The following is a 23775-nucleotide window of genomic DNA, read 5'->3' on the forward strand; positions in this document are numbered from 1 at the left end:
ATCCATAAGGTTTAAATAATTCAATTTAAATCGTTATAACTCTCGGTTTGAGTAAGGTTTTAATTAAAGCAGGATTTTAAAAAATCAAACGTGAATAAAAGTCTAGCCTGGAGATATAATTTATTATTAGTTTGGCTTTTGCTGGTCCTTGTTTTACCCGCAATAGCGCAGAACTATGAGGAGGCTAAAGTGCCCCCCTACATTTTGCCTGATCCGCTGGTCTTTCAGAATGGTACCAAGGTAAAAACGCCTAAGCAATGGCGCACAAAGCGCCGGGCCGAAATAATAGAGTTGTGCGAAAACGAAATGTACGGCCGTTCACCCGTGCGACCGGCCAACATGACCTTTAAAGTTTGGGACCAGGATAAAACGGCCTTAAATGGAATCGCCACCCGCAAGCAAATTACCGTTTATTTCACCGGCCAGCCCGATGGACCCCAAATGGAAATATTGCTTTATCTTCCCAACCAGGTGAAAGGCAAAGTTCCGGTATTTTTAGGACTTAATTTCCAGGGTAACCAAGGGGTTAATCCGGATACAGCTATTAAAATTTCGTATAATTGGGTGTGGGCCGGCGCGGCTGGGGTGGTAAATAACCGTTCCACCGAAAAGTCGCGGGGCTCTACCGCCAGCCGCTGGCCTTTGGATCTTATTTTGGCGCGCGGTTATGGGGTAGCTACTGTTTTTGCCAACGATATCGACCCGGATTATTTCGATAATTTCCAGAATGGCGTGCATGCCTTGTATCCCGAACTGCAAAACCGGGGTGATAATTTCAGTACGATGTCGGCTTGGGCCTGGGGCTTGAGCCGGGCTTTGGATTATCTCCAAACTGATCCGGATGTTCATCCAAACAGAGTAATGTTATTCGGTTTCTCCCGGATGGGTAAGGCCGCTTTATGGGCGGGTGTCCGGGACGAAAGATTTGCTATGGTCATCAGTAATGAGTCGGGTGGGGGTGGAGCGGCCTTATCGAAACGAAATTTCGGTGAAGACGTGGAACGGCTGAACCGGGGCAACCCGCACTGGTTTTGCCAGAATTTCCGGAAGTACAACAAAAACGAAGCCGCTTTGCCCTTCGACCAGCACATGGTTATCTCCTTAATTGCACCCCGCCCGGTTTACGTGGCCAGCGCCGAACAGGACTTAGGAGCCGATCCCAAAGGGGAATATCTGGGCATAAAAGCAGCTGATCCGGTATATCGTTTCCTCCGGACAAAAGGCTTGCCCGCAACAGGATTTCCGAAAGTTCATCAGCCGGTCTGGGGCCGTTTAGCCTACCACATCCGTGCCGGCAAACATGATGTTACCCGTTACGATTGGGAACAATTTTTAAATTTTGCAGATTACACCTGGAAGAAGCAAAAGTAATCCACTCAAAACAGCTATTATCCTGCCCTGTCATCTTCTTTCCATTTACAATTCAATTAGCAAATCCGGAATTGGTTCTGGTTGATGCACCGATTTAGCCTGAATATTCACCCTATCCTACTCTCCATTAAAAATAAATATTCAATTCTGATTTATTTTAAATATAAATAATTAATTTACAAATAAAATATGCTTAATAAATTTAGGCTTGTTATGGATATTCTGTTTTACTAATTAAAACACAAGAGCGGTCCGATAATCACAGGAAATAATTATTTAATATTGAACTTACCCAGCGGCAAAAAGAACTGAACCATGGAAAGAATTAAGGCTACTTACTTTATTGAAACGCCTTTGCCCGTAGAGAAAGCCGCTGCCGTTTTAGCCGGGGAGCAATCTTCCGGTACTTTTGTGGCGGTACCGGGCGAAACGGAGGAATTAAAACAGCGGTTTGCTGCCCGGGTTGAAGCTATAAGGCCGGTAGAAACGGTTTCGGAACCCAGTATACCGGGTTTAAACCTAAATGGCGGCGCCTATCACCGGGCCCATGTAGAAGTTTCCTGGTCGATTGAAAATTTTGGGTATAACTTGGCGGCCATGATTTCGACACTGCAAGGCAACCTGTATGAGCTTACCCAATTTACCGGTTTAAAGCTGATGGATCTGGAGGTGCCGGATTCGTTTGCCACCCGGTTCGCAGGTCCCCGGTTTGGCATTGCGGGTTGCCGCCAACTTACCCAGGTTACCGATCGCCCGCTAATCGGCACCATTATTAAACCCAGCATTGGCCTGAGCCCCGCCCAAACCGCAGACCTGATAAAAACTTTAGTCCAAGCCGGCATTGATTTTATCAAGGACGATGAACTGCTGGTTTCTTCGGGTAATTCGCCTTTTGAGGAACGGGTTGATGCGGTAATGCGGGTAATAAACGCGCACGCCGATATAACCGGCAAAAAGGTAATGTATGCCTTTAACATCAGCGATGAAATAGATGAGATGTTGAAGCGCTACGAATATATTCTGGCAGCTGGCGGTACTAGCGCCATGATTAGCCTGAATAGTGTGGGATTATCGGGGGTAAAGAAAATCTGCGACCAGGGGCAATTGGCGATTCACGGACACCGCAATGGCTGGGGCATGCTGAACCGTCACCCTTTGCTGGGCATTGAGTTTCCGGCTTATCAGAAAATATGGCGGCTGGCCGGCGTAGACCAGATACACGTAAATGGCATCCAAAATAAATTCTGGGAGTCCGACGATTCGGTAGTGCGGTCGATTGAAGCATGTTTAAAACCCATGCTCGGCGGCTATTCTATTTTGCCGGTAGTATCTTCCGGCCAGTGGGGCGGACAGGCGCCCGAAACGTATCGTCGTACCCAAACTACCGATTTGCTTTATATGGCCGGTGGCGGCATTATGGCCCACCCGGACGGACCAGCTGGCGGCGTAGTGGCGCTGCAGCAAGCCTGGGAAGCCGCTGTGGACGGGTTAACGGTAGCTGAGGCTGCGCAAAAATATCCCGAGTTTGGCAATTCCGTTAAAAAATTTGGCTCACCCGCATGAGTAAGCAGCCGAACAACCTGATGCTGGCCTATTACGGCGACGATTTCACCGGGTCTACGGATGCCCTGGAGTTTCTCAGCCGGGCCGGCGCCAGAACGGTGTTGTTTATGAATACACCCACGCCGGAACATTTAAGTCGCTATTCAGGGCTTCAGGCCATAGGCGTGGCGGGCAAAACCCGCGCGATGGCTCCGGCCGAAATGGAACAGGAACTGCGACCGGCTTTTACGGCTTTGCAAGCCCTGGGCATTCCGCACGTGCATTACAAGGTTTGCTCAACGTTTGATTCTTCGCCTAATGTCGGGAGCATCGGGAAAGCCATTGAGGTCGGAGCCGAAATATTCCAGGCGGCTTTCGTGCCCTTACTGGTAGCCGCTCCGGCGCTGGGTCGGCATTGTGTATTTGGTAACTTATTCGCCCGGATGGGTATCGGCAGCCAAGGCAATATTTACCGCCTGGATCGCCATCCTTCCATGAGCCGGCACCCGGTAACGCCCGCCGACGAAAGCGATCTGCGCCTGCACCTGGCCCGGCAAACAACGAAACAGATTGGCTTATTTGATATTTTGCAAGTAGGCCGTCCGGCTGATGAAGCGCTGAAAATATTAAAAGAAATAATTAACCAGGGAGCCGAGGTCGTTTTATTCGATGCCCTATATTCAGAACAATTAGCAGCCATTGGGTCTTTGCTCGATATTTATGCCAATTCGGAAAAACCGTTGTTCTCGGTAGGTTCATCGGGCATCGAAATGGCTCTGGGCCAGTTCTGGACAGAACAGAATCGCTTACCACCCGCTCCTGATTGGCCTAACCCCGGAAAAGCCAAACCGTTATTGGTTGCTTCCGGCAGTTGCTCGCCGGTAACTGCTGGTCAGATTTCTTGGGCATTAGCGCAAGGTTTTGCCGAAATTGCCCTGGATACGGTCACGCTAGCCCATTCTGATCGGGAGAATACCGCTGGATTATTGCAAAAATATTTAACGGAAGCTTTGGAATATTTAGACGAAGGGCGTAGCGTAATTATTCATACAAGCCGCGGGGCAGACGACGAAAGAATAGACAAAACGGCTGCTGTTTTACACCAGCAAGGTCTTACGGCTCAGCAGGTTCAAAGCCGGACCGCGCACCTTTACGGCACCGCTTTAGGCAACCTGGTGCGGGCTATTCTGGAAAAAGCATCGGTTCAAAGGGTTGTAATTGCCGGTGGCGACACCTCCAGTTATGCCGCCCGGGCCTTAGGAATAGAAGCCGTAGAAATGATTGCGCCGCTCTCGCCTGGCGCGCCGCTTTGCCGGGCTTATGCTCCCGGTTCTCCTATTGATGGTCGAGAAGTAAACTTTAAAGGCGGCCAAGTGGGATCGGAAGATTATTTTGGTTTGGCCGCGGCCGGAAAAATTTATATAAAAATTATAGAGACTTTTTAATTTGAATAGAAATTCAGATTAACTCTTTTTATGACTGTTGAGCCCATTTCTGTCATTCAGGAGGAACCTATGTAGCAGGTAGCCAAATAGGTTCCTCCTGAATGACAGGATTGAGACTAATAACCAATAGTATAAACTAAATTTTAAGTAGTTTAAATTTAATTACCGCTTACCCCAATTATTCACCACCAAATATTACCTCATGAAACAGAAAACTTTAGGACTAATACACACCTCTGCCACTTTGGTGCCGATGTTTCAGCAACTTTGCCAGCAGCAGTTACCGGGCGTGCAGGTTTTTAATATTGTAGATGATAGCCTGATAAAAGATGTCATTAAACGGGGCGAACTGACCGCCCTGACGGCCCGCCGGGTAGTTGATTATGTAGGCTCAGCCGAAGCAGCCGGTGCTGATTACATTATGGTTACCTGTTCTTCTATCGGTGCCGCCGTGGAGGCCGCCGCTGCGCTTACCAGCGTTCCGGTGCTGCGGGTAGACCAGCCCATGGCTGACCTGGCGGTACAAACCGGTTCCCGGATTGGCGTAATTGCTACGTTGCCAACCACACTAGCCCCCACCAGCGATTTGGTTAAACGCCGCGCGGCCAAAGCAGGTAAGGAAATCGAGTTAACCTCCCGCCTTTGCGAAGGTGCTTTTGAAGCGCTAATGAGCGGCGACACCGCTAAACATGATACCATGGTGGCAGATGCCCTCCGGGAACTGCAGCAGGAGGTAGATGTTATTTTATTGGCCCAGGCTTCTATGGCCCGGGTGGTTGATAATTTAGCGGAAAAGGATAAAGGGGTGCCCATTCTGGCAAGTCCACCGGAAGCCGTTAAACACCTGGCTACGGTCTTAACCTAAGCGGGCTTATGGAAAAAATCCGGAAAGTTTGTTTGGGCGTAAGCGGGCTTTGCCTGCTGCTGTTGTTAGCTGGTCTTGTAATGGGGCAAGCCCAAATCTGGCAGCCAGCGGCAGTGGTATCATCGGTTTGTTTGGCTATTGGCCTGGGCGCGGTACCCGCCTTAAAAGGTTTTCAATACACCGCCTGGATTATTGCGGCCGTAGTGGCCGGTATGATTTATCCGGCGGCCTTTCTCAAATGGGGCGACTTTGACCTGCGGAATAAATGGCTGATTTTAATAATAATCCAGTTGGTAATGTTTGGCATGGGGCTGCACATGGGCATCAAAGATTTTGTGGGTATAAGAAAATCCGGCAAAGGCGTGCTAATTGGTTTGGTGTGCCACTTTTCCATAATGCCACTAATGGGTTTGCTGTTAACGAAGGTGTTTTATTTTGAACCCGAAATCGCGGCTGGTATTATTTTAATTGGTTCTTGTTCGAGCGGATTGGCCTCTAACGTAATGGTTTTTATCTCCCGCGCCAACATGGTTTTGTCCGTTACGGTTACGGCCATGGCTACTCTGGTGGCTCCTTTCATTACGCCGCTCCTGATGAAACTACTGGCCGGTACTTTAATCGAGATTAGTTTTGTAGATATGATGGCCGAAATCATTAAAATCGTGATTGTACCCATTGGTGCGGCCCTTTTACACGATTACCTTAAAACTGCTTCCGTTCCTGGCCAGCGGAAGGTAACCATCATAACGGCAGCCTGTTCTCTTTGGCTAGTGGCACTTGCTGTAGGCGGCTGGGCCTATTTAGAAGTGAATACTACGCCGGGCATCTTAACCCTGGTTGAATTAATTAGCTTTATGGCCGGCGCTGTAATAGTTGGGGTTTTGTATCATCTGTTAACGCTACAGTTTCCTAAACTCGATAGCATCATGCCGTATTTCTCGATGTTTGGCATTGTGTATTTTACTATGGTTACGACTGCGGCAGGCCGCGAGAATTTATTACAAGTAGGTTTCTTACTTTTTCTGGCCTCGGTTATTCATAATGGCGCCGGGTATTTTTTCGGCTATTGGCTCAGCCGCTTCTTTGGTCTCGACAAAAATTCTGCGCGAACGGTGGCTTTTGAAGTTGGGCTGCAAAACGGGGGCATGGCTTCCGGGTTAGCCGGCACAATGGGGAAATTAGGAACGGTTGGTTTAGCAGCGGCAGTTTTTAGTCCCTGGATGAATATTTCAGGTTCTATATTGGCTAATTACTGGCGGCGGAAACCGGTAGTGGATTCCAGGGAAATTGTAGCAGAGCAGTTGGAACCCGCACCGCAAGTGCCTTCGGTTTAAGTTTTATCATAATGAGGAAAACAGCTTTGGTAAAAATATTTATGGTGCGAATCTGCTGTTCTGAAAATTAATGCCAAAAAGTTAAAATTGTCCGTTTTATAAACGCAAAAAAGGTCCAAGCACATGCTGGACCTTTTTATTTATGGAATATTGTTAAGAAGAAATTGATATAAATTAAATAGGAGTTATTGGGTTACTGGATTTTTGCCATGGTTACCGGGCTTTCGACGTAAGACATGCATTCTTCTACCATATTCTTGCTGCCGATAAAAATAGGGGTGCGCTGGTGCAGGCTGGTGGGCTGAATATCCAGAATTTTTCCGGTGCCGCTTTCGGCCCTGCCGCCAGCCATTTCAGTAATGTAACCAAAAGGATTGCATTCGTACATCAGGCGCAGCTTGCCCTTGGGGTTATCGGTAGTTAAAGGGTACATAAAAATACCGCCTTTAATTAAAGTCCTGTGTAAATCGGCTACCATGCTGCCGGTAAACCGTTGTGTTAAAGGGCCACCGTCTTCTTTGGTTTTGTTCTGCAAAATATCAATGTACTTCTGTACACTCGGGTCGTACTGGCGGTAGTAGCCACCGTTTACCGAATATATTTTGCCATCAGCCGGGCATTGAATATTAGGGTGACTTAGGCAATATTCCCCGATAGGCGGATCGAGGGTAAAACCGTTTACGCCCAGGCGGGTAGCGTACACCAGCATCGTAGACGAGCCATAAACAATGTAGCCGGCGGCAATCTGCCGGCTGCCGGGTTGCAGAAAATCTTCGATGGTGCAGGGCTTACCTAATTCGGTTACCCGACGGAAAATACTAAAAATGGTACCAATGGAAATATTAGTATCAATATTGCTGCTGCCATCCAGCGGATCGAACAGGACTACGTATTTACTTTTATTGCTGAGCTCATCGTCAAAAACCTGGATATTTTCTTCTTCTTCGCTGCAAATGCCGGCACAGCTCATGCCGTTTTTTAAAACATAAATTAATTGGTTATTCGCAAAATCGTCCAGTTTTTTTACCTCTTCGCCCTGCACGTTTTTAACGCCCATATCACCCAGAATATCCTGCAAGCCAGCTTTATTTACTTCCACATTTATTCTTTTGGAAGCCAGTCCTATATCGCGCAAAAGCCGGCTCAATTCGCCAGTTCCGCCCGGCACCATTCTTAATTGCTGTATCGTAAATTCATCCAGACTCATGTACTTCGTTTGCATGGCACTTATCTTTGTAGTTAATTAATTTATAAAAATTATTTGAATAAAATTAAATCAGGGGAGGAAATGGTAGGAACTTCTATCTATCAGGCATTAAGTGTGCTATATTTAAATAATGGTTCTTGATATCTGAAGTTTCTGAAAACATGACGTTCTTAAATATTAATAAAAAGGGTATAAGTAACCCACCCCTGTCATTCAGGAGGAACCTATGTAGCAGGTAGCCAAATAGTTTCCTCCTGAACGACAGGGGTGGGTACCATATCCTAATAAAGATTAAACGAAGTATTGTTTAAACGAATGTTATTAAAAAACCATAATCAATTATAATTGCTGATTAAAAGCCTTCGTAAGGCTTAAATAAATTTTATTTTAATAACCTTCGTTCTGAGCAATAGCTGGGTTTTGCTGACGCACAATTTCCGGAATTGGTATCAATAATTTTTGCGGCGTTACAGCTTTGCCTTTGGCGGTTAGGACTGGCAGAGCACGGTCGGTTCTTTTTAAATCGAACCATCGATGAAATTCCAGTGCCAATTCAACGCGTCTTTCGTGTTCAATGGCTAACTCCAGGGTGGGATATTTATCGGTGGGATAGCCGGCAGCGCCAAAAGCGGGTAAGCCGGCCCGGGTCCGCACTTGGTTTAGGAAATTGGCATCGCCGGTAGCTTCGGCTAACATCAGCAGCACATCGGCGTAGCGCAGCACCATAAAGTTGTTGTTGCTCAACTCGCGGCCGCCAACCACCTGAGCGGTGCGGTCCATCCATTTAATCGGAAACTTAATCGGAATAAAAGTACCTACTTTATTCGTGTAACCAGTAGAAATAGAAGCATCCCGCCGGGGATCCCCGGGTTCGTATTCGTTGTATAAATCGTCGGTTACCTGGTTCATGCCGCCACCAAACTGGGTTAGCACAAAATTTTCGGTAGGGGCAAAGGCCGTCCAGTAGTTGCTGTAAGGGTTACCCGCACCACCTTTATACTGAATTTCGAAAATAGATTCTTTCGTGTTTTTATTCGTTACCACCCATAATGAGGCGTAGCTTGGCAATAACTCATACTGCTTGCTGTTTACCACTTCCTGCAATATTTGAGCTGCCGCCGTTTTATTTTTCTGCGTCAGGTAAACTTTGCCGAGTAGCGTTTGGGCCGCACCTTTAGAAGCTTTGCCGGGAGCGGTTATGGCCGAGGCTAATGGTAATTTTTCGGCGGCGTATTCCAAATCTTCGGTAATAAGCTTGTACACGTCCGCTACCGGCGACCGCAGCACTTTATAACTTTCTTCGGCCGAAAGGGGCTTGGTTACCAGCGGCAAATCGCCCCACAACTGCACCATGTTAAAATAATAAAGGCCGCGTAAAAAACGCATTTGGGCTTTTACTTGCTCTTTGTAAGCCTCATCCACACTGGCCGTTTCTATTTTATCCAGCACAATATTTATACTGAACAAAGCTCTGTAATTTTCCTGCCAGAACCGATAAACTTCCACATTAGAAGTGCGGAGTGAATAATCTTTAAAAGCCCACCGGTCGGCCTGAATACCAGCTACATTATACAAGGTGGCATTATCACTTAACTGTTCGGTATAAGAAACGCTGCTTTCGGGTGCATAAACGGTATACAGCGTAGCGTAGGCGGCATTCGAAGCTAAGTCGAAATCTTCGCGGGTTTTATAAAAATTATTAGCGTTGGAGTTAGAGATGGGGGCAAGTTCCAGGAAATCTTCCTTGCAGCCAAAAGCCATTACCGAAAGGCAGCCAATAGCTATTATTCTTTTTATCTTATTCATTTTTCAGCTCTTTATAAATAATTAAAATTCGAAGCGGGCACCCAGGGTTACAATGCGTGGTACCGGGTAAGAACCATAGTCGACGCCCAGCATGGTTCCGGAAGGAATGCCGGAAGCAGAAGTAGCGGTTGGCGAATAAGTAGTAGCGGGATAAGTAGTATTTTCCGGATCGTAGTTCAAATATTTGCTGAATAAATGCACGTTCTCGGCGTTCAGGAATATTCGCGCCGATTTAACCGGCAAGCGGGTCAGCAAATTAGAAGGCAGCGCGTAAGACACCCGTACGTTCTTAATCCGAACAAAAGAACCGTCTTCTACCCAGTAGCTGGAGAATTTTTCCTGTAAGCCTTTGGGCGCTACGGTTGGTTTAAAGTGCTTGCCGTCGCCGGGCTCACTTTCGGATTTCCAGTAATTTGCAACTTCGGCGTAAGCATTGCGGCCGCCGTTCCAGATACCATTGTACCGGATTAATTGGTTGGCGATCTCGCCGCCGAAAGAGCCCTGCAACATAAACGAAAGCTCCACGCCTTTGTAAGAAAAAGAGTTGGTTAAACCCGAAGTGAAGTTTGGCTGGTAATTGCCAATAGTGGTGCGGTCAGCTTCAGTAATTTTGCCGTCTCCGTTTACATCCCGTACAATTGGGTCGCCGGGGGTAGTAGTAGGGTCATGCGGGCTAGCATCAATTTCGGCCTGGTTTTTATAAACCCCGTCGAATACGTAGCCATAATAATTAGACAAAGGCTGACCAACTTCGGTTTTAACCGTTACCACAAAATCGGTATAAACAATAGGGGCATTACCCGGGCCCAGTTGCAAAACTTTATTGCGGTTTACCGAAAGGTTAAAATCGGTGGTCCAGTTAAAGTTGCCTACCAAATTGCGGGAGTTTAAGCCAAATTCGAAGCCGCGGTTCCGCATTTTACCAATATTGGTAAGTTGGGTAGAGAATCCGGTTAAATCGGGCACCGGTACAAACAACAGCAAATCGTTGGTAGTAGAGCTATATACTTCGGCCGTCAGGTTGAGGCGGTTTGAAAGCAAGCCTACGTCTACGCCAAAATTTAGCTGGGTGGTTTTCTCCCATTTTAAATCCTGGTTGGCAATATTGGTTACGTTTAGGCCATTGGCTAAATTATTGCCGTACACGTAATTCTGGTTGCCTAATAAACCAATCGGACCGTAGTTCGGAATCTGGTTATTTCCGGCCACGCCGTAGCTGGCGCGTAATTTTAAATTATTAATTAGCGTTACATTTTTCAGGAAATTTTCGTCGGAAACCAACCAGCCAGCCGATACCGATGGGAAGTAACCCCATTTGGTGTTGGTACCAAAACGTGAGCTACCATCGCGGCGAATAGTACCGGTTAAGAAATACCGATCCAGGAAATTGTAGTTAACCCGCGCCAGGTACGAGAGCATCGACCATTCGGAGGCCAGCGAGGTTCCGCCGTTAACGGTTCCCGCATTTAAAGTTTGTACCAAATCGTTCGGGAAATTACCGGCCGTTACCGACGAATATTCATCGCGTTGTTTCTGAGCGGTATAACCTACCAGGGCCGTTACGCCGTGGCTGCCAAAGTGCCGGTCGTAGGTTAAGGTATTTTCGGTTAGCCAGTTCAGCATAAAGCTGTTGTTCACGTCGCCCCGTGCGGCTAAAGCCGAGGAGTACCCAAACTTCATGTCTTTGTTCTGGTAAGCATTATAACGGGTGTTATATAAATTACCGTTGATGCTGGTGCGGAATTTCAGGTCTTTGATAATATTATATTCGAGGTAAGCTGTACCCATTGTATTAAAGGACTTGTTCTGCTTGGCTATTTCGCGGGTAAGCGAATAAGGATGCCACAACTGCAAATCGGTGTAAGTAGCAAAACGGTACCAGGTTGAGTTCGGGTCTTTAAAGCCTAAATTGCCTAATTCGTTGTAAACCGGGAATATTGGGTCGCTTTGTACGCCCAAACTTACTACGTCGCTTTTGCCTTGCGTGCCATCGGTACGGTCGTAAATACCCGTAAAAGCCAGGTTAACGCCAATGGCAATTTTCTCCGATATGGTTTGCTTAATATTCGTCCGGAGCGATAAGCGTTTGTAATAGTTGCGGTCCAGTACAGCTTCCTGATTGAGGTAAGCACCCGAAAACAAGAACTGAGTTTTGTCGGTACCACCCGATACGGAAAGTTGGGTATTATGCGAAGGAGCCGTGCGATACATTACATCCTGCCAGTCGGTGCCTTTGCCGAATTGCTGCGGATTGGTAACAAAATCTTCCGGAATCCGGAATTGCGTGGGGCGTACACTGTTGGGGTCGCTGGCTAAACGACCGGGGCCAGAGGCAGTCCAGGCGTTATTATGTGCATCTACATAGTAGTTTACAAATTGCTGCGCATCCATTAAATCTATTTTACGGGTTACTTCCTGCTGGCCAAATTCGTAGCTGGCGTTAATAGAAGTTTTACCAACTTTACCCAACTTGGTAGTAATAATTACCACCCCATTCGCACCCCGTGATCCGTAAATAGCTGCCGATGATGCATCTTTCAACACCTCCACCGATTCAATATCCTGTGGGTTAATATTATTCAGGTTAAAATTTTCCATGGGCAAGCCATCTACCACGTACAGCGGGTTGGTGCCGGCCGTAATAGAGCTAATGCCCCGGATGCGGATAATGGGCGACTGACCCGGTGCGCCCTGGGCTTGGGTAATATTTACCCCCGGTAATTCGCCGGCTAAAGCCTGCGTTACGTTGCTGAAGGACCGGTCTTTAAACTTATCGTAACCCACCGAAGCCACCGAACCCGTAACGGCTCTTTTGGTTTGGGTACCGTAACCAATTACTACTACTTCGGACAACGCTTTGGCATCGGGCAGCAGCGCTACATCTACGGTGGTGCGGTTGCCTACCGCTACTTCCTGCGAGGTAAAACCAATAAAAGAGAATACCAGCGTAGCATTATCCGGCACATTTAACTGGTAATTGCCGTCGGTGTTGGTAATGGTGCCGTTGGTGGTGCCTTTCACCAGCACGCTTACGCCCGGCAAAGCGCCGCCTTCTTCTTTAGACGTTACCTTTCCCGAAATAGCTCTTCCTTGGGCAAAAGCAAAATCAACGCTTAGCAAGGTAAAGAAGAACAGGGTGGTTGTTAGCCGTAAAAGTTTGTTTTTCATGTGTTTGGGTTTGTGTAAGTTTAATTTTTGGTGGAAGCAGGTAAGCAATGGGTAGTGCTGTTAATAAAAAAAAGCATTACCCATTCGGGGAAGAAAATTATTTTAATTCTCCAGAAACTTTGTTGTATTGTTCTGACACACTAATAAATAGAAAATTTATTCCTGAAAAAGAAGAATTATTTACAAGTATATAGAAAATAAACGAAAAAAAAAGAAGTTAAAAGAAAAAATTTAATTCTTTTGTTAGGTGAGTTCTATAATTTCTTTTTAGAATCTAGTCTTAGGCAGGTAGAGAATGTATCGCCCCTTGTATTGCCCGGGTGCTTTAGCCCCGGGTTTTAAGAGTATTACCCTGGAATATTTGGCACCCCTGACTAAAGTCAGGGGCAATTCAAGGTTAGGCGATTGAAAAAATTTAACCAACAGAACTAATGAAATTATTGCAGAACGAAATTTGAATGATGTAACTTTAAAGTATTAGTCTGAATTAGTCTGATTAAGATTACTGGTAAACAGCTAAATATTAAGAGAAGAAGTTCGTCGGGTATTATTCCAGCCAGGCCCATCTTTTAGCCCAATCCTGCAGAAATGCTTCCCGGAAACGACCTACGGTGAGGGCTCCCTGGCTGGCACCCATAAATAGAGCAGGGTCGGGGTTGTCGCTCCACCATTTGTTTAGCGGGGAAATATCATCGGCGTGTTTTGCACCAGGCCAGGGGGCTACGCTGGTAAACTGGCCTTTTTGCCCGTTTATGGCTGTTACCGGACTGGTAATCACGTAACTCCATTCGCCCACCTTTTTCGGGACAAAGCGGGCGCGGTACTTGCCATTCCCTTCGTAATAACCTTCAAATTTCTGGTTTTCTGTTTCCAGCCACAATACGGGCTTGTCGTGGGCAGGCCCTTGGTCCGGACCTTGCATGACCCATTCAACCACCGCGTATACGGGCACTTGGTCGGCCAGAGTGGTTTGGCGGTTAAAAATGCGGCGGGAGCTGTGTTTTAATGGTACAAAACTGCCGCCCCAATTCGGATTTGCTGGTTTTTCAGGATCGCCTTGCAGCAAGTAAGTAACCGTAGGGCTATCGCCCATTTTAAGGGAGCCTTTATAATAATTACCAAAGTCCTTGCCCATTGCGCCGTTACCCCGAATAAATTTTTCGTAAAAAGCTTCATTGCCCAAATCGCCTTCTTGGTTATTATCGATAAACCAGCCGCTGTAAGTTGAGTTGGCTTCTATCATCCAAAGGTTCGGAAAGTTTTGAGCCACGTATTGGTAAGCGTCGGCGCTCCATTTTTTATTGGGTCCAGCTATAAAGTAAACCCGCAGCTTATCTGTAATATCCGGGGCATCGTGCAGCGCCTGCGCTAAATCATCGATGCCGCCCCACACCAAAACCCACAACGGCTGAGAACTTTTGCGCCGGGCACATTCTATAATCCAACGAGATCCTTCACTCGGTTTGCTCCAGCCTTTGCCAGGTGCCCGGTCTAATGCTCCTTGTTTAGTTACCGCCCGTAATCCGTCGGCCGAAGGAAAGTCTTTAATATGAGCTTTAAGTTTTGGGTAATCTTGCTCGTACAGGTCCAGGATTTGCAGAATGTGTTTTTTGCGGCCTTCTCCGTACGGCGAGGAAATCAAGCCCTCAGTTTGGAACTTGTCCGCATACATTAAATAATGAATCAAAGACTGAAAATCATCCGGATCGGTGCCGCCAATATCGGTGCTAACGATTACTCGGGGTTTAGCGGCAGAGGTAGGAAAATATATTGCCACCAACAAAAGAACGGCAATAGCTTTTAAAACAAGATTCAGGGCTTTCATCTTTTCGAATTTTTAATAAATCCTGCTTTTTAATAAATAATTATTCGATAATTTAGATATTTTTACTAATAAATAATAAATTTATAACTTATTGTTGACAATAATAATGAAAATTTAGAAAGTAAAAATTATTATTCGAAAATATTTTGTGTAATAATACCTGAATGTTCTATAAAATAGTTGCTTTAGAATATTAATTCGAAAAAAATAGAAAATAAACGTAAATGTAAATTTTTTTTATTTATATTTGAGGCGTTGGTTTAAAGCTTTTCGTTTGTTATGGTTTGTTTACTTTTGTCTTGATATTTATATATTAGATAAAAAATAACCGCTAAATTTTTGAAAGCCTATGATGGCGAAACAACGAAGAGAAAAAATTCTGGAATTATTAAAAGAAGATGGTTCCGCGAAAGTAAATAATCTTGCCAAAATCTTTAAAGTAACCGAAGTGACAATCCGGCAGGACCTTGAGAAACTGGAGAAAGGTGGTTTGGTGGTGCGGGAGCACGGGGGCGGGTTTTTAAAGGACATGGAAAACCAGGTGCGGGCCATTTCGCTGGTACACCAGGATAACCTGGATAAAAAAGAATTGATTGCCAAAAAGTGTTTAGAATTTATCCACAGCGGCGATACCATTATTCTGGATTCGGGTTCAACCACTACCGAGATTGCCAAGCAGATAAAAGGCATCAAGGACTTAACCGTTATTACCAACGCATTAAATATTGCTTTGCTGCTGGGGGCCCAGCCGGGGATTGAAGTAGTCATGACCGGCGGCGAATTTAAGCCCCCTACTTTATCGCTGACGGGCCAGAAAGCAGCCGATTTTTTCGAAGGCTTAAACGTGCAGAAATTATTCCTGGCTACGGCGGGTATATCGCTCAAAGCTGGCCTGACTTACCCGAGTATCAGCGACCTGGTGGTGAAAAAAGCCATGATTGAGGCGGCCGAAACTACTTACCTGGTAGCCGATTCAACTAAAATTGGGAAGAGCGCCTTTGCGAGCCTCGGTGCGCTTTCGCTCATTAATTATATAGTTACCGATACGGGCATTACCGATGAGCATAAAAATTTATTTCGGGAGCACGATATTGAATTAATAATAGCAGATTAAAAATTATCCCTCGCATAAATACAGGAGCAAACAGATAGTATGAGCATTAGTTTAGGTGTTATCATTGGTAATCGTGATTTTTTTCCGGACAGACTCGTTGCAGAAGCCCGCGTTGAAATTATCGAAACGCTGCAAAAGTTAAATATCCGGCCGATTTTGTTGGATGCGTTAGATTCAAAATTAGGTGGGGTGGAAACTTTTCACGAAGCGCAGAAATGTGCCCGCCTGTTTAAACAGCACGCCGATGAAATTGCCGGGGTGCTGGTGGTGCTGCCCAATTTCGGCGACGAAAAAGGCGTAGCCGAAACGCTGAAAATGGCCGGCCTGAACGTGCCCGTTTTAATACAAGCTTACCCCGATGATTTAGATAAACTGGATGTGGCCCGCCGGCGCGATGCCTGGTGCGGCAAAATATCGGTTTGCAACAACCTGTACCAATACGGCATTAAATATTCGCTTACCACCAAACACGTAGTACGCCTGAACGACCTAACCTTTACGCAGGACCTACTCAACTTTGTGGCGGTTTGCCGCGTGGTAAAAGGTTTGCGCAATGTACGAATAGGGGCAGTTGGTGCTCGTCCGGGCGCTTTTAATACCGTGCGTTACAGCGAAAAAATATTGCAACGCCATGGCATTTCGGTTACCACCGTTGATTTATCCGAAATATTAGGCCACGCTAATCGCCTCACCAAAGACGATAGCATTGTAAAAGAACGCTTAGATAAAATAAAAGCTTACACTTCAACAGGCCTGACCCCACCGGATGCGCTCATTCAAATTGCCAAGTTGGATTCGGTACTGGCGAACTTTATGGAAGAACACGCCCTGGATGCCACGGCTATTCAGTGCTGGACTTCGCTGCAGAAAAACTACGGCTGCAATGTGTGTACCAGCATGAGCATGATGAGCGAAAATATGCTGCCCAGCGCCTGTGAAGTAGACGTTACCGGAACCCTTAGTATGTACGCCATGCAACTGGCCTCCGGCTCGCCGAGTGCTTTGGTTGATTGGAATAACAATTACGCCGACGACGAAGAAAAATGCGTGCTGTTTCATTGCGGTAACTGGGCCAAATCTTTCCTGCCCGATATTCAAATCAGTAATGCGCCTATTTTGGGTACTACGGTGGGTGTGGAAAATACCTACGGCGCCCTGGATGGCCGTACGCCGGCTATGCCGCTTACTTACGGCCGCATCAGCACCGACGATACCAAAGGCATTATAAAAGCCTACGTAGGTGAAGGCATGCTAACCGATGATGATTTAAAAACCTTCGGCAACCGGGCGGTAGCCAAAATAGATAACCTGCAAGGTTTAATGCAATACGTTTGCCGCAACGGGTTTGAACACCACGTGGTAATGAATGCTTCTAAAACCGCCGACATATTAAAAGAAGCTTTAGAGAATTATATGGGCTGGGAGGTTTATCAGCACACCGCCTGATTTACGACTACCTAGCTTTTAAATATTTTAGTGCATGACGCCAAAAGAACTAGCCTTAAAATCGATTGGGTACCGGAAGAATATCCTCAAATACATTTACGGTGCTAATGCCGGCCATACCGGCGGCAGTTTGTCCTGTATCGATATTTTGAATGTGCTGTACAATCACACGCTAAACGTAGGTCCGGATAATTTTAAATCGCCGGACCGCGACCGGTACATCCAAAGCAAAGGCCATTGCGTGGAAGCGTTGTTTGTGGTGCTGGCCGATAAAGGTTTTTTCCCGGAGTCTGACCTGGAAACATTGTGCCGGTATAAATCGCATTACATTGGTCACCCGACGCGCAAAGTAAACGGGGTAGAACAGAATACCGGCGCTTTGGGCCACGGTTTACCCATCAGTGTGGGTACAGCGCTAGCCGCAAAAATGGATAATAAAGCTTACCGGGTATTTACCTTGCTCGGTGACGGCGAATTGCCAGAAGGTTCTAACTGGGAAGCCGCGCTTACGGCTGCTCACTACAAACTGGATAACCTCACGGCCATCATCGACCACAACAAATTACAGATTACCGGCCGGACCAGTGATGTTTGCAATACCGATCCGATTGACCTGAAATTCGAAAGCTTCGGGTGGGCCGTGCGCCACGTAGACGGTCATGATTTTAAAATGCTGCAGGAAACCCTGGACGAATTGCCTTTTACGGATAGCAAACCCAGTTTAATTATTGCCCATACGGTAAAAGGCAAGGGGATCAGCTACATGGAAGATGAGCTAAAATGGCACCACGGCGTACCGAATAAACAGCAATATGCCCAAGCTATTGAGGAATTAGACAATGCAGTAGCGACACTCTAAAAAACAAGTTGTGGCGGGTTAAACAGCTTTCCATAGTAAATATTTAGATTCAACAACCATCTAATTATGGCTGGCATTTAGCATGGTCAACAGCCAAAGTAAAACTTTTATAACGATTAAAAAGTGGGAGCAATCATTGATAATGTTTTAGTAAGCGATAAGGCTAACCTGGATGTTTTTTCCGGCACGCTGCAAAACCTCGCCGAACTCGATAGAGATATTGTGGTGGTCACCAGCGATTCGCGGGGTTCCGGTAAGTTAGGACCATTTGGTCAGAAATTTCCGGCGCAGATAGTAGAAATTGGCATAGCCGAACAAAACCTTGTGGGCGTAGCCGCCGGATTGGCTTCAGCGGGTAAAAAGGTATTTGCCGTTTCCCCGGCTTGTTTTCTCACGGCCCGGGCTCTGGAGCAAATTAAAAACGATGTCGCTTATTCCGATAACCCGGTAAAATTAATCGGTATCAGTGCCGGCGTTAGTTATGGCGCCTTAGGCACCACACACCACAGCCTCCACGATTTTGCCGTACTGCGCGCGGTAAATAATATTACCGTAGTGGCTCCCGCCGATAATTTCGAGACCGAACAAGCTATTGCCCAAGCTGCTAATAGCAATCATCCATTTTATTTACGGTTCGGCAAAAAAGTAATGCCCGCCTTACCAACTGATATTGATAATTCATTCAGTTTTGTTAAAGGAAGAATAATTCGGGAAGGAAAAGATTTAACTATTATCGGCACCGGCGAAACGGTGTACCCAGCCTGGCAGGCGGCCGAAAAGCTGGAGCAGGATTATAATATTCAGGCCACCGTAATCAGTATGCACACCATCAAGCCGCTGGATTATGAGTTGCTGGCCCGGGTAGCCGCTACAGGAAAACCCATTATTACGGTAGAAGAACACAGTGTTTACGGCGGTTTGGGCGAAGCCTGCGCTTCTTTCCTATTGCAGCATAACTACCACAATCCTTTTAAAATTATGGGCATCCCGGATGAGTATACGGTTACGGGTTCCCAAAACGAAATATTTAACCATTACGGCCTGTCCGAAAGTGGTATTGCCGATACCGCCTTGAAAATATTAAAGCAAAAGCATTAATCCTTTCCAAATATTAGCCATATGAAATTTCTAGTCAGTATCTTTTTATTTCTGGTTGCTCTTTTCCCGGTTCTTACCAAGGCGCAGGGAACGGATAAGAAACTTAGGGTGCTGGTATTAACCGATATCGAGAATGAGCCCGATGATGCGCAATCGATGGTTCGTTTCCTCACTTACTCCAACCAGTGGGATATCGAGGGGCTAGTGGCTACTACGTCGGTGCACCAGAAAGACCGGGTTGCACCGGAACGGATAAAGGAAATTGTGGCAGCTTACGGCCAGGTCCGGAAGAATTTATTGTTGCACGAGAAAGGCTTTCCCGAAACGCAATATTTAAACAGCATTATTAAAAAAGGATATGCGGGTTACGGCATGGGGGCCGTGGGGCAAGGAAAAGATTCGGAAGGCTCGGAGCTGATTATTGCCGCCGTAGATAAAAAAGATGATCGGCCTATTTGGATACCTATTTGGGGTGGCGCTAACTGTCTGGCCCAGGCCCTCTGGAAAGTGAAAATGACCCGCACCCCCGCCGAAGTAGATCTGTTTGTATCGAAGCTGCGGGTTTATACCATTTCGGACCAAGATGATACTGGCCCCTGGCTTCGCAAAACCTTTCCGAACTTGTTTTTTGTAGCTAGTCCGGGTTATCATGCGGCCGGGGCTTACCATTATGCTACCTGGAGCGGCATTAGCGGGGATAAATTTCACGGTCGCTTTGTAGGTGCCGATTTCAGTATCGTAGATAACCCGTGGCTGGATGAAAACATCCGAAAAAATCACGGTCCGTTGGGAGCGCAGCATCCTTTTACCAAATTCCTGATGGAAGGCGACACGCCGTCTTTTCTGGGTCTGGTAAATAATGGCCTCAGCAATCCGGAGCACCCGGATTACGGCAGTTGGGGCGGCCGTTACGAATATTATTTGCCCCGCACGCAAAAATGGTTTTACGAACCCGAAACCCGGCCTTTCTGGACCGATGCGGTAGATGAAGTTTTAGGCGTAGACGGTAACTACCATACCAGCAACAAGGCTACCATCTGGCGCTGGCGCGAAGCTTACCAAAACGATTTTGCTGCCCGCATCGACTGGACGGTAAAGCCTTACAAAGAAGCGAATCATCCGCCCAAAGCAATGCTGGCCCATGCAAACGAATTAAAAGCCAAAAGCGGCGAAACAGTTAATTTAAGTGCCCAAGGTTCTTCGGATCCGGATAAAAATACCTTAACTTATAATTGGATTTTTTACGGCGAAGCCGGGACCTACAAAGCCAAAGATGCCTTAGCCATTAAAGATAATAAGAGCCAGCAGGCCTCCTTCGTGGCACCAAAAGTTACCCAACCTGACACAATACATATAATTCTGGCAGTAACCGATAACGGCAAACCAGCGCTAACCCGGTACCAGCGGGTAATTGTAACGGTATTTCCCTGATTTGTTCTAAAGCGGAAAATATGAGAAATAAATTTACTGTCCTGCTTTCCCTGTTACTCACCCTTTTGGTGGTAGGCAGCTGTGGCAAAAAATCCGGAGCCGACGAGCCGAAGAAAATAGCCGTTATTATTTCTACCCTGAATAATCCGTGGTTTGTGGTACTGGCCGAGACTGCCGCTGAAAAAGCCCGCGCCTTGGGCTACGAAGCTAAAATATTCGATTCACAAAATAACACGGCTTTGGAAACCGATCATTTCGAGAATGCCATTGCCTCCGGTTTTAGCGCCGTATTATTTAACCCTACCGATGCCGATGGTTCTATTGTAAATGTGCTGAAAGCGAAAGAAGCTGGCCTTCCGGTTTTTTGCATGGACCGGGAAGTAAATTCGCCGGAGGCCGCTACTTCTCAAATTTTGTCGGATAGTTATTCGGGTTGCGTAACCATTGGGAAATATTTTGTGCAACAAATGAATAAAAAAGGCAAATACGTGGAGTTGCTGGGGCTGGTGGGCGACAACAATACCTGGGCCCGCTCCAAAGGATTTCACAGCGTGGTAGATAATTACCCCGACCTGAAAATGGTGGCCCAGCAAAGCGCCGATTTCGACCGGAACAAAGCCATGGAAGTATTAGAATCCGTTCTGCAGGCCAACCCCGATATTACGGCAGTTTTTTGCGGCAACGATGCCATGGCCATGGGGGCTTACCAAGCGCTGGTAGCGGCCGGACTGGCGAACAAAGTAAAAGTTTTTGGTTTTGATGGCGCCCAGGATGTAGTAGGTTCTATTAAAGAAGGAAAAATTGTGGCCACCGGTATGCAGTACCCGAAAGTAATGGCCCAAACCGCCGCCACCTTTGCCGATGAATATTTTAAAGGTAAACGCGACTTCCCCAAAAAAATGCCTGTAGCCGTGGAAATGGTAAACCAGCAAAATGTTTCGGATTACCTGGAGCTGGCCAAAAATTAAAATAATATGCTGAAAAAAGGAATTAAATATACCGTTGCCCTCATCCTTCTTTTAATTGTCGGGTATAATTCGGTATATATCAAAAAATTGAGTGAAGTAAAGGCTGCTGCGGCTACCGGTAAATTTGATGCAACTCTATATGCCCAAACTTTCTGGCAAGAAAAATTAACCCCCGGCTTAGCCAAAGCCAACAACCTGCCGGAACTGCTGACGCTGCTTAAATCCGATAAAGAGAACGCTTTCAAAAATTATTCCCATGCGCTGGGAATCGGTAATCTGCGATACTTTTTAATAAAAGGCATAGGAAAAATTACCGCTAGCAACGAAAACGATATTTCCGTGACGCTGCTCCCAGATTCGGTAGGCCAAGAAGTAAAATTAGCTACCGAATTTGTGTACGGCAATGCGGTGCGGGATGCCCTGGGAATTTTGAGTATTAATGATTTCAGCAATACCATGGATATGAATAATGTTTCGGCCGAAATCAATAAGAAAATCCGCACCGAAATAATACCGCCGTTCCGGGCCCAGGCTAAGAAAAGCGACGTGGTAGCGTTTACCGGGGCTATTGAGCTTAACCAGGTGCACCTGCGACTCGACGAAATAGAAGTTATTCCGGTTTCGCTGAATCTGATTCAGAAATAATATTGCTGTTCCTGCTATAAAGGCACAAGCCATTTGGCTCATAATAATTGGTTTAAAAATAAGAAGAGAAATAATAATCTAATGAATAGCTAGCATACCGAACCAACAGCATCCACCACTACCACTTAAAGTCACCACAAATAAATTGTTAGTAGCAGAAAATATTACCAAAAAGTTTTCTGGCGTGGTTGCGCTGGAAAATGTTTGCCTTGAAATTGAGGCGGGGAAGGTTACGGCCCTGATCGGGGAAAACGGCGCGGGCAAATCCACTTTGATGAAAATTCTGTCGGGTGTTTACCCGGATTACGAAGGCAGTATTCTGTTCCGGGGACAGGTGGTTAATTTTGCGAATCCCCGCGAAGCGCAACGTGCCGGAATTGCTATTATTCACCAGGAACTAAACCTGGTACCGTATTTAAGCATTACCGAGAATATATTCCTGGGCCGCGAAATCATTACCGCCTGGGGTACCCTTAACCAAAAGGAAATGCGGCGCCGCACCCAGTTGCTGCTGCATAAACTAAACCTGGACGTAAACCCCGATACCCTGGTGGGGGAATTGAAAGTTGGGCAGCAACAGGTGGTAGAAATTGCCAAAGCCCTGCTGGACGAGTCGGAGGTAATTATTATGGATGAACCCACTTCGGCCATCAGCGACAGCGAGGTAGAAGTTTTGTTCGGTATTATACAGGGCCTCAAACGCGAAAACAAAGCAATTGTGTACGTCTCGCATAAGCTGGATGAGCTATTCCGGATTGCGGACCGTTTTGTGGTGCTGCGCGATGGCCGGTGTATCGAATCCGGCAGCATGCAGGAAGTTTGTCAGGAAAGGCTCATTCAGAAAATGGTGGGCCGCGAAATAAATATCAGCCGCAAAAAAACAAAAAACAACCAGGGAAAAGCACTGCTTTCGGTAGAAAATATTTGTTTAAAGCACCCGGTCCGGAAAGACCAAAGCCTGTTGAAAAATATTTCATTTACGCTGCACCAGGGCGAAATATTGGGCCTCTTTGGGTTAATGGGGGCTGGCCGGACCGAATTGCTGGAAACTATTTTTGGGCTGCACCCGAAACTAGCCACTGGTCAGTTAATTATTAGCCAGCAGCCGGTAACGCTTAAATCACCCGCCGAAGCTATTAAAGCCGGGTTGGCGCTGGTGCCGGAAGACCGGAAAAAAGATGGGTTGGTGCTGGGCCTGGACGTGCAAACCAATATTTGCCTGACTACGCTGCCCGATTTAGAAGATGCCGGTATTCTTAACAATCGTAAAGAATTTTCGCTGTCGGAGAAATATATCCGGGATTTGAAAATTAAAACTTCCTCGGAAAAGCAAACGGCTGGTAACCTGAGCGGCGGTAATCAGCAGAAAATTGTGCTGGCCAAATGGCTGGCTACCAAGCCCCGGATTTTATTACTCGACGAGCCCACCCGCGGCATTGACATTAACGCAAAAAGCGAAATTTATAAATTAATCCAGGAGTTAGCCGATGCCGGCCTGGGCATTATTGTGGTTTCGTCGGAACTACCCGAAATATTATCGGTATCTGACCGGATTCTGGTAATGGCCGAAGGGCGTTTAACCGCCGAATTCGCGATGGAAGAAGCAACTGAAGATGGGATACTGAAAGCGGCCATTCCCAACACTATTTAA

At 46.5% G+C, this 23775-nt stretch carries 17 protein-coding genes; 13 read left to right on the forward strand and 4 right to left on the reverse strand.

The window, feature by feature from the left end:
* Positions 1-90 precede the first annotated feature (90 nt).
* From F0145_RS21720 to F0145_RS21740, 5 genes are all read left to right on the forward strand, one after another.
* On the forward strand, positions 91-1371 hold the full coding sequence (locus F0145_RS21720; RefSeq protein WP_150091942.1) for a glucuronyl esterase domain-containing protein: 1281 nt from the start codon (positions 91-93) through the stop codon (positions 1369-1371).
* Positions 1372-1686: 315 nt separating this feature from the next.
* Positions 1687-2934, forward strand: coding sequence for a ribulose-bisphosphate carboxylase large subunit family protein (locus tag F0145_RS21725; RefSeq protein ID WP_150091944.1), 1248 nt, complete (start codon positions 1687-1689; stop codon positions 2932-2934).
* The gene (locus tag F0145_RS21730) at positions 2931-4358 is read left to right on the forward strand and encodes a four-carbon acid sugar kinase family protein (RefSeq protein ID WP_150091946.1); all 1428 of its coding nucleotides are present in this window, start codon (positions 2931-2933) and stop codon (positions 4356-4358) included. The genes F0145_RS21725 and F0145_RS21730 overlap by 4 nt, the downstream gene beginning before the upstream one ends.
* A 202-nt stretch (positions 4359-4560) precedes the next feature.
* Positions 4561-5223 (forward strand): aspartate/glutamate racemase family protein, encoded by a 663-nt coding sequence (locus F0145_RS21735; protein WP_150091948.1) that lies wholly within the window; start codon positions 4561-4563, stop codon positions 5221-5223.
* A gap of 8 nt (positions 5224-5231) precedes the next feature.
* On the forward strand, positions 5232-6557 hold the full coding sequence (locus tag F0145_RS21740; RefSeq protein WP_150091950.1) for a bile acid:sodium symporter family protein: 1326 nt from the start codon (positions 5232-5234) through the stop codon (positions 6555-6557).
* Between the two features lie 193 nt (positions 6558-6750).
* Here F0145_RS21740 and fbp read toward each other — a convergent pair whose 3' ends face one another.
* The 4 genes from fbp to F0145_RS21760 all read right to left on the reverse strand — a co-directional run bounded on the left by fbp (position 6751) and on the right by F0145_RS21760 (position 14563).
* A complete protein-coding gene (gene fbp / locus F0145_RS21745; RefSeq protein WP_150091952.1) occupies positions 6751-7779 on the reverse strand; it encodes a class 1 fructose-bisphosphatase in 1029 nt (342 codons plus the stop codon).
* A 372-nt stretch (positions 7780-8151) separates the two neighbouring features.
* Positions 8152-9570 carry a RagB/SusD family nutrient uptake outer membrane protein gene (locus tag F0145_RS21750; protein WP_150091954.1) on the reverse strand — a complete coding sequence of 473 codons (1419 nt, stop codon included), beginning with the start codon at positions 9568-9570 and terminating at the stop codon, positions 8152-8154.
* 21 nt (positions 9571-9591) lie between these two features.
* Positions 9592-12738 (reverse strand): SusC/RagA family TonB-linked outer membrane protein, encoded by a 3147-nt coding sequence (locus F0145_RS21755; protein WP_150091956.1) that lies wholly within the window; start codon positions 12736-12738, stop codon positions 9592-9594.
* 547 nt (positions 12739-13285) lie between these two features.
* Positions 13286-14563 carry a nucleoside hydrolase-like domain-containing protein gene (locus F0145_RS21760; RefSeq protein WP_150091958.1) on the reverse strand — a complete coding sequence of 426 codons (1278 nt, stop codon included), beginning with the start codon at positions 14561-14563 and terminating at the stop codon, positions 13286-13288.
* 349 nt (positions 14564-14912) lie between these two features.
* Between F0145_RS21760 and F0145_RS21765 the strand changes: the two genes are divergently transcribed.
* The 8 genes from F0145_RS21765 to F0145_RS21800 all read left to right on the forward strand — a co-directional run bounded on the left by F0145_RS21765 (position 14913) and on the right by F0145_RS21800 (position 23775).
* Entirely contained in the window at positions 14913-15677 is a 765-nt protein-coding gene (locus F0145_RS21765; protein WP_146897668.1) for a DeoR/GlpR family DNA-binding transcription regulator, read from the forward strand.
* Positions 15678-15716: 39 nt separating this feature from the next.
* On the forward strand, positions 15717-17123 hold the full coding sequence (locus F0145_RS21770) for an L-fucose/L-arabinose isomerase family protein (protein ID WP_150091960.1): 1407 nt from the start codon (positions 15717-15719) through the stop codon (positions 17121-17123).
* 34 nt (positions 17124-17157) lie between these two features.
* Positions 17158-17982: a transketolase gene (locus F0145_RS21775; protein WP_150091962.1), complete on the forward strand. Its 825-nt coding sequence runs from the start codon at positions 17158-17160 to the stop codon at positions 17980-17982.
* Positions 17983-18105: 123 nt separating this feature from the next.
* On the forward strand, positions 18106-19080 hold the full coding sequence (locus F0145_RS21780) for a transketolase family protein (RefSeq protein WP_150091964.1): 975 nt from the start codon (positions 18106-18108) through the stop codon (positions 19078-19080).
* A gap of 21 nt (positions 19081-19101) precedes the next feature.
* The gene (locus tag F0145_RS21785) at positions 19102-20511 is read left to right on the forward strand and encodes a DUF1593 domain-containing protein (protein ID WP_150091966.1); all 1410 of its coding nucleotides are present in this window, start codon (positions 19102-19104) and stop codon (positions 20509-20511) included.
* Positions 20512-20531: 20 nt separating this feature from the next.
* Positions 20532-21479 (forward strand): D-ribose ABC transporter substrate-binding protein, encoded by a 948-nt coding sequence (locus F0145_RS21790; protein ID WP_150091968.1) that lies wholly within the window; start codon positions 20532-20534, stop codon positions 21477-21479.
* A 6-nt stretch (positions 21480-21485) separates the two neighbouring features.
* Positions 21486-22124, forward strand: a complete 639-nt coding sequence (locus tag F0145_RS21795; RefSeq protein WP_150091970.1) for a DUF2291 domain-containing protein — start codon at positions 21486-21488, stop codon at positions 22122-22124.
* Positions 22125-22269: 145 nt separating this feature from the next.
* Positions 22270-23775, forward strand: coding sequence for a sugar ABC transporter ATP-binding protein (locus F0145_RS21800; RefSeq protein WP_150091971.1), 1506 nt, complete (start codon positions 22270-22272; stop codon positions 23773-23775).

The sequence above is a fragment of the Adhaeribacter rhizoryzae genome (assembly GCF_008629685.1).
GTDB lineage: Bacteria > Bacteroidota > Bacteroidia > Cytophagales > Hymenobacteraceae > Adhaeribacter > Adhaeribacter rhizoryzae.